Here is a 12,036-nt window from a genome sequence, read left to right on the forward strand (position 1 = left end):
GCCCCCAAGCAGCGAGTGCAAGGGGGCTTTTATTTTAAGCCATATTTGCTTGCTCTCAATCTTAATAATTTGTTTTACTTTGTTGCTTTTTAATTGATGAGCCTCCTCGTTTTGGATGGCTTTGATCTTCTGTTTGATATAATCTGATACCTGTAAATGAGCGATCTGAAGAAAAAATTATATGACCTGTGTATAAGCTACGTGCGCAAAAGTATGGACGCCGCTGAGCTGGGTATCCAGGAGGCACAAAAAGCATCAAACGAAGATACCAAAAGCAGCGCCGGCGATAAGTACGAAACGGGCCGCGCCATGATGCAGCAGGAAACCAACCGCAATTTGGCCCAGTTAAATGAAGCTAATAAATTATTGGTTGCCCTGAACCGGATCAGTACAAGCAGTTCCGCTGCCAAAGCCGAAACAGGAAGTGTAATTATCACCAGTAACGGTAATTTTTACCTGGCTATAAGCGCGGGTAGCTTATCGGTTGATGGCAAAACCTATTTCGCTGTTTCACCGGCTTCGCCTGTGGGTTTATTGCTGGCGGGTAAAACTGCGGGCGAAAGTTTTATGCTTAACGGCAAGCAATACCTTATTCAATCAGTAATTTAATGATGTCTGGCATAATATTCTCTGATTTTTAGACCAGCCAAAATAGCATCATAGGCCAATATTTTGTTTTAATTAACCGTTATTTTAACTGGTAAAAAAAAATAAAAATGTTCATTCACAAATTCTTGCAGTAATCATCAAATATCTATTACTATATTTGATGTTAACAAAAGATGGCAAGCAAAATGATCTTGCTCATTATAAATTAAAGATTGATGAACATATTTGTAGGAAGCCTTCCTTTTTCATTAGAGGAAGCCGATTTAAAAGAGCTTTTTGAAGCGTATGGTGAAGTAAGCACCGTAAAATTAATTATTGACAGAGAATCTGGAAGAAGCAAAGGTTTCGGATTTGTTGAAATGCCTGATGATGAGGCTGCTCAAACTGCTATTACCGGCTTAAACGGCTCTGAAGTTAAAGGCAGGTCAATTGCAGTAAGCCAGGCAGAAGAGAAAAAACCAAGCGATCGCAGAAGCGGCGGTGGTGGTTATGGCGGCAACCGTGGCGGCGGTGGCGGCTATGGCGGCGGCAACCGTGGTGGTGGCGGTGGCTACTCAAAAGATAACAGAGGCGGCGGCGGTGGTGGTCGCTGGTAAATTATAAATTAAAAGAAAACACCGGAGGATGTTTCCCCCGGTGTTTTCTTTTAAGATAATAAATCCCCTTTTATCGGTTTACAGGTCATTTGCATTTTGCGGGTACTTTACCTGCTTGAGCTTGCTTTATCAAAAAAGTACTATTTAATACCGTAATGCAATTCAAAATATTGGGTTAGGGTACAACCAAGTACTTCATGAGAGAATCTCTGCAAAACACTAAGATTTTAAAGCACCATTTATAATTTCCAAGATTCCTTCATTTTTCACGATCCACATCCCTAATCGTTCCTCTGTAATACCCTTCTTAAGTTTATAACTATTTATAGGATTGGTTTCTTCAAAAATAGTTTCCATATATCTGAAATTGATGTTTTCAATAGATGATAATTCGTGAGCAACCTCAACAATGTGAGTAGAAACTACAAAAAAACAGTTTCTTACTTTGGCAAATGCATCGATTATGGCGAGAGAGGCATCATACGCATCCTTGACATTTGTTCCCCTGAACAATTCATCAAAAATCACGAAAAGATCTTTTGACTGATTTAATTTTTCAGCTACATGTTTAACACGTAGTACTTCTTTATAAAAATGGCTATGTCCCTGTTCTACATCGTCGGCCAGATTTATCGTTGTAATCAAACCTTTAAATGTAGAAGTCGCCATACTTTTAGCTGGCACCGGAAAGCCTATTTGAGATAAATAAATTGCAATGCCAATTGATTTAAGCAAAGATGATTTTCCCGCCATATTAGTACCGGTAACAAAACATACATTTTTACCTGTGCTAAATTTTACGTCATTACTTTTAGCATTGACAATAAATGGGTGGAATAAACCCTTGATATTTAATTCCCTTTCAATACTTTCATCAATTACCGGAAGTGTGAAACCAAGGGCTTTACCGCTTTGACTAACCGATTGATAAACATCTAACTGATAGGCAACGTTTAATAAAGCCTTCATTCGCTCATAAGCAAGCTGTCTGAAAAGATGGTCTGCTTTGGCTACATCCAAGGCGCTTCTACGAGGTTTCCTTATCAGTTGTTTTAGCCATTTAATCTCATCAGGATAAAAGGTGTTTAAAATTGTTGATCGAAAATCCTGTATCTTTTTTGGCACATTCCCCCGTAATGCCTCAGCAAAGTTTATCAGGCTATCAAGTATTGATAATGTACTTTCCACACCGGTTTTAATTACATAATGATCATTACTATTGTAAAATGTATTGATGATTTTCTCTAAAAAGCGGGTTATACCGGAAAATGGCTTAGCATGATAACGTTTATTAAGATAAAACTCTACGAAATCATAATCATTTCTATTTAAGCTGAGTTTAATATGATGTGCCTCAATGTATGAAAATACTTCAAGCCTTTCCTTTATGTGAGTAGGATTAGTGAGGGGCTTATTAAACATTTCTTGCAATACTTCACTACCGCCAATAGTGCTTGTGTTGCTAAAAAGACTATATATTGACTGGCGGGAATTGTTGTTATGAAATATGGCCAAATCATTTAGCGTTTGCCTGTCTATATCAAAATTCATAACATGATTGTAAGAGGTGCTTAAAACTAAACTTCTGATATTAATTAATACTAAGATTAGCCGCTGCTGACAAGTGTTGGTTTATACATCAACGCATAAAATACTATTGTAGTTTCCATGCGGTATTATTTAATAAGTTAAAAATAATCATCGATGCTTTTACCAAAAATGCCTAACTTGATATGTTTATTTTGCCCTATCAGCAACGCAAATCGTAGTATCATCGTAATGATAGCGTACCTATAATTCAACAATAAAAATCAATCCCAATGAAAAAACTTATCTTGTTTACCCTATTTATCTGTGCGGGAGTTTTTGCCTTTGGGCAAAAAAGAGTGGTGTGCTGCAGCAAGCCCTCAGCTACCAGACAATTTGCCATGTTGGCCTCCAATCCTAAATTTCAAATGGAGCATAAAACGCCGTTGCCTGTTCATTTCCAGAGTGCTATTGGTACAACCATCAACTATAAAACGGCAGATGGTAAAGAATCGGCTGCTTATTTCCTGAAAGCGAAAAAGGCAACCAATAACTACATCCTGGTTATCCACGAATGGTGGGGTTTGAATGATTTTGTAAAGCGCGAATCGGAAAAAATATATAACGACCTCGGTAACGTAAACATTATAGATGTTGACCTTTATGATGGCAAGGTAGCTACCACCCGTGAAGATGCCGGTAAATTTATGCAGGCTGTAAATGACAACCGCGCAAAGGCAATCATTAACGGAGCTATAGCCTATGCAGGTAAAAACGCGCATATAGCCACCCTGGGCTGGTGCTTTGGTGGAGGCTGGAGCCTGCAGGCCAGCTTACTGGCAGGCAAACAAGCGGCTGCGTGCGTAGTGTATTATGGTATGCCTGAGCAGGATGTTAACAAGCTGAAAACATTGAATGCCGATGTGCTGGGAAATTTTGCTAATAAGGATCAGTGGATAAACCCTAAGGTAGTTGCCAAATTTGATGACGATATGAAAAAGGCCGGTAAAAAGGTTTACCTGCACCAATATGATGCCGATCATGGCTTTGCAAATCCAAGCAATCCTATATATGACAGCAATGCCACTAAGGATGCTTATGCCAATACCATCACTTTTTTGAAGGCACGTTTAAAATAAACAAATCATATTAATGTTATGTTATACCGGGCAAGTTAACGCTTGCCCGGTTTTTTTGTAACATTGCATAAATTTTTCTTTTTGACCACTTCTACTAAAAAAATAATCTCTGTTTCATTGAAAGCCGCTGTATTGGTCATGGCGGGCTGGTATATATACCACCAGTTTTACAAAAAGAACAATGATCTGAAACAGTTTGAAGCACTTACTGCTCAAATAAACAGCACACACGTATTAGTAACCATGGGTATTGTGGTTTTACTGATGGTGGTAAACTGGCTGCTCGAAGCCTTTAAGTGGCGTTATCTTACCAAAACCCTCGTTAACATTACCTTGTGGGAAGCTGTAGAAGCCGTTTTTTGCGGACTTACCTGGGCTATTTCTACCCCTAACCGTGTTGGTGAATATGGCGGGCGGGTAATGTTTTTGCCTAATCGCAAGCGCATTCATGGGGTTTTTGCCATGGCTGTTGGGGCTTTCGGGCAAATCATCATGACCAACTTATTGGGCCTCATAGCTATTGTATGGCTCTTTTATAATTATATACCGGTAAGTACGTGGCTGTTTTGTCTTATTATACTGGTATCGGTTTTAACCATGGGCATATTGCTGATTTTTTTCTTTAATATAAAATGGATAGTAAACCTGCTTGACAGGATAGGTTTTCTGAAAAAATATCATAAGTTTTTTGAGATCATGGGGCGCTATAAAAAGCGCGAGCTCCTGAATGTGTTGGGTTACAGTATGGCTCGTTACGTTACATTTACCATTCAGTACTGCTTTGTGTTTCATCTGCTTATCCCCCAGTTCGCGTTTTTCCCGATGGTGATGATGCTGTTTGTGTACTTCTTTGTTACCTCGGCAGTGCCCTCGCTTGATCTGCTTGATGTAGGTGTCCGCAGCTTTACGGCATCACATTTATTCGCATTTGTAACCGATCAAAAAATAGCCGTTATTGCCGGTGTATCGTCAATATGGCTCATAAATTTAATTATTCCGGCTATTTTAGGATCTTTATTCGTTTTTAAACTCAAATTCTTTGATCGCACTGCATAGTTTTGTTTCGCTTTTTTTAACCGGCATTTACCTGCTGTTGGTAATTTATTTGATTCGTGGATGGGGTAAAATAAAAGTTACCACACCCCGTGCTGTCCCCTTTCAAACCAAAGTTACCGTATTGATAGCGGCCCGAAACGAGGAAGAAAGAATAAGCCTGACCATTGAAGATGTGCTGGCCCAAAATTATCCCAAACACCTGTTAGAAATAATTATTGTTGACGATCATTCAACAGATAATACAGCTGCTATCATCAGCAGCTATGCCAATCGCGGGGTAACGTTATTAAAGCTTAACGAGGCAGAACCGCTTAATTCTTACAAAAAGAAGGCTATTTCTGAGGCTATCAAGCTATCAACCGGAGAGTTGATGGTGGCTACTGATGCCGACTGCCGCATGGGACCCAATTGGCTGTCATCCATAGTAGGTTATTATGAAACCCAAAACCTGGTGATGATATCATCGCCGGTAACTTATTTTGAAGAGCGATCCTTATTTGAGCTGATGCAAACTCTGGAGTTTGGCTACCTGATTGGTATAGGCGCGGCATTTATCGGCAACGGCAGGGCATCAACCTGCAACGGAGCAAATTTTGCTTACCGTAAGGATGTATTTTACGAGGTGGGCGGCTTTAAAGGTATTGATGAACTGGCATCGGGCGATGATGAATTACTGCTTCAAAAAGTTGCCGAACGTTATCCCGGTAAAATAGGTTTCCTGAAACAAACAGAGGCCGTTGTTTATACACACGCCAAACATACCCTTCGCGAGTTTATGCAGCAAAGGCGCCGCTGGGCATCCAAATCAACCAAGTACAAGGACAAAAAAGTGGTGGCCTTTGGTATATGCATCTGGCTGTTCAATATCTCATTGCTGTTAAACGCGGGTCTGGGTTTCTACAATTTTTACTTTTTTAAACTTTTCCTGGTACAGATATTATTAAAATACCTGTTTGAGGTGGTTTATCTGCTGCCTATAACTTCGTTCTTTAAACGGAGCTACCTGGTGAGTTTGCTTGTTTTGCTGATACCGCTGCACATTGTATATTTTGTGATCATTGGCCTTATGGGCAATAATCATAAGTATTTATGGAAAGGCAGGGTAGTAAAATAGCCATCGATTGCAAATATTAGCCTGCACGCTTGCTAATTGTGTGTATTTGAGCGATATTTAGCCTCGACGCAAAAATTACTATTGACAGATCTTACTCCTTCAAAACGCACCTGGCAGGCGTTTAAACGCAATAAAATTGCTATCGCCGGTCTTGTTTTTATTACGCTCACCCTATTGGCGGCTATATTGGGCTATTTAATAATGCCCGACCAATCCCCGCACGCCAATAACATGACTATACAGTTAAGTATCAAAAAGCCGGGCAGCTCATTTATGATGTTGCGCATTAGGAAAAGTGAACCTGTTGATACCGTAGGCTTTTTTACACGCATGCTTTTTGGCCAGCCAGGTTTTTACCGTGACGTTCCTATAACCGGCTACCACTTTGCACAGGACTCTATTTATGTAAGCGAATACATTGGCGATGAGGACAAGCCCGAAATAAAGGCCTATAATATTTTTGAAGTGGTGCGGGGAACTAAGCCTTTATATAACCACGATACCATTTCTCTAAAACCGGGTGTTTTTATTAAAAACGAGGCATTATATAAACGATTTACAGACAAAATCATTACCGAACAGATCACCAACAGAACCTTTTGGCTGGGTACAGATATTTATGGGCGCGATATGTTGAGCCGCTTACTGCTGGGCACCCGTATATCACTGGCGGTTGGCCTTATGTCGGTTATCATCAGTATGCTTTTGGGGATAACTATAGGTGCTATTGCCGGTTATTTTGATGGCTGGATAGATAATTGCCTCAGCTGGCTCATGAATATATTGTGGAGCTTACCGGCATTATTGCTGGTTATTGCCATATCATTTGCATTAGGTAAGGGTTTATGGCAAATATTTATAGCCGTAGGTTTATCTATGTGGGTTGAGGTGGCACGAATGGTACGCGGGCAGGTAATGGGCCTGAAGCGGGTTGAATATATTGAAGCTGCCGGGGCTTTAGGTTTTAATAATACCCGCATCATTACCAGGCATATTTTACCTAATATTACCGGACCAATACTGGTATTGGCATCTTCCAATTTCGCGTCGGCTATTTTGCTGGAAGCGGGGCTTAGCTTTCTGGGTTTTGGGGCGCAGCCACCAATGCCAACCTGGGGCGGAATGATTAAAGAACATTATGGTTATATTGTTATGAATTCGGCGTATCTTGCTATAATTCCGGGCGTGGCCATTATGTTGCTGGTGTATGCTTTTAACCTGGTTACCGTTGGTCTGCGCGATGCCTTCGATATTAAATCACAAAGTGCCCGCATTTAAAAATATTTTTTTATTTTAGTCAGACCCACTAATAACAAATGCAATATATAGACGATAGTTCTGGCGAGGACGAATTAATCAGGCTGTTACTCAAAAGACAGTCAGAACTTAACTCCCTTCTGGAGATTACCCGCGCCATTAATAAGAATACGGCTACCCCTATATTGATACAAATGCTTGAGGTAATATTACAAAGTTACCTGCAGGTGGGTAAGCTCCGGTTTTTGATTGAAAAGGAAAATAAATTTGTTTGTATCTCCAGGTACGGCGGCGAAATGGAGTCGGCGGTATTATTAAATAAGGCCTGCAGCAAATTAAGTAAAATTAAATCACCCATTTCCATAGCCGATCACCCCGATCCACTACTTAAAAAATTCAATTACTTTATACCTATATACCATAAAAGCAAGGCCCTGGCGTATGCCCTCATCGGCGATTTCAATACCTCTGGTGAGATGCTTAACAACGATCTGAACTTCATACAAACACTGATGAATGTGATCATTGTGGCGTTGGAGAACAAGAAACTTTTTCGAGAGCGCCTGCAATCAGAACGTTTTCAGCGCGAAATGGAACTGGCCGTTGAGGTACAGAACATGCTGATACCGCTGCGGATGCATAAAGACCACAGCGTGGAGATAGGTGCCAAATACCTGCCGCATCAAAACATCGGCGGCGATTATTTTGACTTTATCAGGCTTAATGAAAGCGAATTTTTGTGGTGTATTGCAGATGTATCGGGCAAGGGAATATCGGCTGCACTACTGATGGCCAACTTTCAGGCCAGTTTGCATGCCTGGGCTGCGGTAGAGAACAACCTCACCAATATCGTTGAACGTCTTAATAAAATAGTACTGAGCAATACTAAAGGCGAACGATTTATAACCCTGTTCCTGGCCCGTTATGATGAAAAAACACGTAAGCTAAATTATGTTAACGCCGGGCACAATCCACCGGTTTTATATGCCAAAGGCGAAGTTTCACCTCTTAAATTAGGAACCACCATGATCGGTGTTTTTGAGGATCTGCCGTTTTTAAATGAAGGAGAGATTGATATGGAGCCCGGCAGCCTTATCTTTAATTATACCGATGGCTTAATGGATTTTGAATCAACCAGTTCCAGGGTATGGAATGAGGATAAGCTGATCAATTTTGTGAAAGACAAAGGACATCTATCGCCAGATGATTTGAACGATTCACTTTTAAACCACCTGAACCACGCCTTCAAAAGCAAACCAATTGATGATATTACCTTGCTTACTTTAAGGATATTTTAGAGTGGTGAGTGGTGAGTGGTGAGTGGTGAGTGGTGAGTGGTGAGTGGTGAGTGGTGAGTGGTGAGTGGTGAGTGGTGAGTGGGATTATGTTAAATAGAAATGCAAAGCCTATTAATATCGTCATGCCGAATTTATTTCGGCATCCCACAGGACAGATTGGGCGTATGACGTTTAACTCAGCATATGGGATCCTGAAACAAGTTCAGGATGACGGTTCTATTCGGCAATGTTGCTGGCAAGACAGGATCAGCTTACGCTTAAAAATCTTGATACCTGATACTCGTTACCTAATACCAACAACAGCCAACATTTTTTATATTTGCCCTCATGTTAGCAGCGAGGTACCAGCACGAGTTTATTGAAGCAGGATGTGACGAGGCCGGGCGCGGCTGCCTTGCCGGGCCGGTATTTGCGGCCGCTGTGATACTTCCGTATGATTTTGACCACCATTTGCTTAACGATTCTAAACAGATTTCCGAAGATATCAGGTATCAGCTGCGTGTGGAGATAGAACAAAAGGCCATTGCTTATGCTGTTGCATCTGTTGATAATTTTGAGATAGATGAGATCAATATCTTAAATGCTTCGTTTTTGGCCATGCACCGGGCCATTGAAAAACTAAGCATGGTTCCGCAGTTTTTAATTATTGATGGCAACCGCTTTAAAAAGTACCCTAACATACCGCACGAGTGTATCATCAAGGGTGATGGTAAATATTTCAGTATTGCCGCGGCATCCATACTGGCTAAAACCTATCGCGACGATTATATGCTCCAGATAGCTGCTGAGCATCCGGAGTATGACTGGCACAGTAACAAGGGCTATCCAACCATCAAACACCGTGAAACGGTAATGAAAATAGGCTATACACCCTATCACCGTAAAACTTTCAGGGTGACCGACCCTCAGTTAAGTATTTTTTAAAGATACTTTGATTAGCACTTGCAGGTTGGTATTTTTACAGCAAACCAAGTAACCATTTGAAGATCCTTATTTTAACCCATCGAGTTCCGTTTCCGCAAAACGGGGGCTATGCTATTGTGGTATGCAACACCATAAAGGGTCTGGTTACGCTTGGGCATGAGGTATCGCTGGTAGCTCTCAATATCAAAAAATACAATGGTAATCCGCAGGAAATAACCGACGAATTACTAAGCAAAATAAACTATACATCGTACAATATCGATATTAGCGTTTCCTTGCTTGATGGTTTAAGAAACCTGATCGGAAAAAAATCAAACGATGTTGACCGCTATTATGATCCGGAATTTGAAAAACTGTTGATACGCGAACTGCGGCAAACAGACTATGACGTTATTCAGTTTGAGGGATTATTCGTAACACCTTATTTATCAGCTATCCGCAAACACTCCAGGGCCAGGGTAATTTACCGCTCGCATAATATTGAACACCAGGTATGGGAAAGATTGGCGCAGCAAAAAAGCGACCTGTTTAAAAAATGGTACCTGCGCACACTGGCCCGGCGGGTAAAGGATTATGAGCTGCAGCAACTAAACAAGGTTGATGCCATAGCCGTTTTTACGGCCGAAGATAAAAGCACCATTTTATCATACGGAACTACTATCCCGGTGGAGATATTCCCGGTGGGGATAGATCTTACCCAATATAATCCCGACTTTAGTCGTACCGAATTTCCGAGCCTGTTTTTTCTCGGTTCGCTGGATTGGCTGCCCAACCGCGAGGGCATTGAATGGTTTATTGACAATTTTCATAAAGACCTTACCGATGGCGACCTGCGGGTGAAATTTTACGTAGCCGGCCATAACATCCCCGAAAGGTTTGATGATTACGAGGTGATGGGTAAGATATTTATCCAGGGCGAGGTTGATGATGCCTTTGAGTTTGTGAACAGCAAATCTATCATGATAGTGCCCCTCCTATCGGGCGGTGGTATGCGGGTAAAAATTGTGGAAGGTATGGCCATGCAAAAATGTATTATCTCCACATCATTGGGTGCCGAGGGCATCAACTTTGAAAATGGAACCAATATCATTATCGCAAACGATCAGGATGAGTTTTATAATGCCATTGAACGCTGCATCACCGATGAGGAACATTGCCGTACCATTGGCATAAATGCCCGTAAACTGGTTGAGCAGCAACATGATGTAAATGTGGTTACCCGCGGCCTGGCAGAGTTTTATACCAAACTCGTATAACCTTCAAATTTCCGGTCAGAATAATTACTTTTGCGCCAATAAATTTGATGATGAAACCTCATTTGTTACCGCTCAAAACAAGGGCGATCAACAGTTGATGGCCACATCTCAGGTATAAAACAATTACTCTGATGAAAAACACGGCTTTAACCGATATCCATATTAAAACCGGCGCCAAAATGGTACCCTTCGCCGGTTACAACATGCCTGTACAATACGCGGGTATAAACGCTGAACATGAAACCGTACGTAAAGCGGTTGGCGTGTTTGATGTTAGCCACATGGGCGAGTTTATTTTAAAAGGCGATAGCGCTATCGATCTTATTCAAAAAGTTACCAGTAACGATGCTTCCAAGCTATATGATGGCAAAGTGCAATACTCCTGCCTGCCCAATGAAGATGGCGGTATTGTTGACGACTTGCTGGTTTACCGCATTGACGAGAAAACCTATATGCTGGTTGTTAATGCCTCAAACATTGATAAGGATTGGGACTGGATCTCTAAATACAACACCATGGGTGTTGATATGAAAAACATATCTGACCGTACTTCACTGCTGGCTATTCAGGGCCCCAAGGCTGCCGAAGCCCTTCAAAGCCTTACAGATGTTGATTTGGTATCAATGGAGTATTACACTTTTAACAAAGGTACTTTTGCAGGTGTGGATAATGTACTGATCTCGGCTACAGGATATACCGGTGCGGGTGGTTTTGAAATCTACTTTGAAAACCAATATGCAGAGCAGATTTGGGATGCCATCTTCAAAGCCGGCGAACCTTTCGGCATTAAGCCAATTGGTTTAGGCGCCCGCGATACTTTACGATTGGAAATGGGTTTTTGCTTGTATGGTAACGACATTGACGATACCACCTCCCCTTTAGAAGCTGGATTAGGCTGGGTAACCAAGTTTAATAAAGAGTTTACCAACTCTGAAGCTTTACAGCAGCAGAAACAAGCTGGTGTAAGCCGCAAACTGGTTGGTTTTGAAATGATAGAGCGCGGTATTCCCCGTCATGATTACCCTATTGTTGATGCCGATGGCAACAACATTGGCAAGGTAACTTCCGGAACACAATCATACTCGCTGCAAAAAGCAATCGGCCTTGGTTATGTGGATACCGCGTTTGCCAAAGAGGGATCAGAAATATTCATCAGCATTAGGGACAGTAAGGTAAAAGCTAAGGTTGTAAAACCCCCTTTTTACAAAGCGTAGATCCCCTATTCTCCTGAAGGGCAAACTATAAATAATAGTTTGCCCT

Annotated in this window: 11 protein-coding genes; 10 read left to right on the top strand and 1 reads right to left on the bottom strand. The window is 41.3% G+C overall.

Annotation, left to right across the window (positions count from 1 at the left end):
• Window positions 1–156: 156 nt before the first annotated feature.
• Together QWZ01_RS21120 and rbp are read left to right on the top strand one after the other, a co-directional pair.
• Window positions 157–609, top strand: a complete 453-nt coding sequence (locus QWZ01_RS21120) for a 3-oxoacyl-ACP synthase (protein ID WP_290326844.1) — start codon at window positions 157–159, stop codon at window positions 607–609.
• Between the two features lie 215 nt (window positions 610–824).
• Complete coding sequence (gene rbp, locus QWZ01_RS21125) at window positions 825–1,205, top strand: RNA-binding regulator (RefSeq protein WP_290326846.1); 381 nt, start codon at window positions 825–827, stop codon at window positions 1,203–1,205.
• Window positions 1,206–1,424: 219 nt separating this feature from the next.
• Here rbp and QWZ01_RS21130 read toward each other — a convergent pair whose 3' ends face one another.
• The gene (locus QWZ01_RS21130) at window positions 1,425–2,756 is read right to left on the bottom strand and encodes a MutS-related protein (RefSeq protein ID WP_290326848.1); all 1,332 of its coding nucleotides are present in this window, start codon (window positions 2,754–2,756) and stop codon (window positions 1,425–1,427) included.
• A 269-nt stretch (window positions 2,757–3,025) separates the two neighbouring features.
• Between QWZ01_RS21130 and QWZ01_RS21135 the strand changes: the two genes are divergently transcribed.
• From QWZ01_RS21135 to gcvT, 8 genes are all read left to right on the top strand, one after another.
• The gene (locus QWZ01_RS21135; protein WP_290326850.1) at window positions 3,026–3,871 is read left to right on the top strand and encodes a dienelactone hydrolase family protein; all 846 of its coding nucleotides are present in this window, start codon (window positions 3,026–3,028) and stop codon (window positions 3,869–3,871) included.
• A gap of 81 nt (window positions 3,872–3,952) precedes the next feature.
• On the top strand, window positions 3,953–4,927 hold the full coding sequence (locus QWZ01_RS21140) for a lysylphosphatidylglycerol synthase transmembrane domain-containing protein (protein WP_290326852.1): 975 nt from the start codon (window positions 3,953–3,955) through the stop codon (window positions 4,925–4,927).
• Complete coding sequence (locus QWZ01_RS21145) at window positions 4,911–6,041, top strand: glycosyltransferase family 2 protein (RefSeq protein WP_290326855.1); 1,131 nt, start codon at window positions 4,911–4,913, stop codon at window positions 6,039–6,041. The genes QWZ01_RS21140 and QWZ01_RS21145 overlap by 17 nt, the downstream gene beginning before the upstream one ends.
• A gap of 81 nt (window positions 6,042–6,122) precedes the next feature.
• Entirely contained in the window at window positions 6,123–7,319 is a 1,197-nt protein-coding gene (locus QWZ01_RS21150; RefSeq protein WP_290326857.1) for an ABC transporter permease, read from the top strand.
• Window positions 7,320–7,357: 38 nt separating this feature from the next.
• Entirely contained in the window at window positions 7,358–8,596 is a 1,239-nt protein-coding gene (locus tag QWZ01_RS21155; RefSeq protein WP_290326859.1) for a PP2C family protein-serine/threonine phosphatase, read from the top strand.
• Window positions 8,597–8,923: 327 nt separating this feature from the next.
• Window positions 8,924–9,520, top strand: a complete 597-nt coding sequence (gene rnhB, locus QWZ01_RS21160; protein ID WP_290326861.1) for a ribonuclease HII — start codon at window positions 8,924–8,926, stop codon at window positions 9,518–9,520.
• A gap of 56 nt (window positions 9,521–9,576) precedes the next feature.
• Entirely contained in the window at window positions 9,577–10,776 is a 1,200-nt protein-coding gene (locus tag QWZ01_RS21165; protein ID WP_290326863.1) for a glycosyltransferase family 4 protein, read from the top strand.
• 131 nt (window positions 10,777–10,907) lie between these two features.
• Window positions 10,908–11,990 carry a glycine cleavage system aminomethyltransferase GcvT gene (gene gcvT, locus QWZ01_RS21170; RefSeq protein ID WP_290326865.1) on the top strand — a complete coding sequence of 361 codons (1,083 nt, stop codon included), beginning with the start codon at window positions 10,908–10,910 and terminating at the stop codon, window positions 11,988–11,990.
• Window positions 11,991–12,036 lie beyond the last annotated feature (46 nt).

It is taken from the genome of Mucilaginibacter aquaedulcis (assembly GCF_030409325.1).
GTDB lineage: Bacteria > Bacteroidota > Bacteroidia > Sphingobacteriales > Sphingobacteriaceae > Mucilaginibacter > Mucilaginibacter aquaedulcis.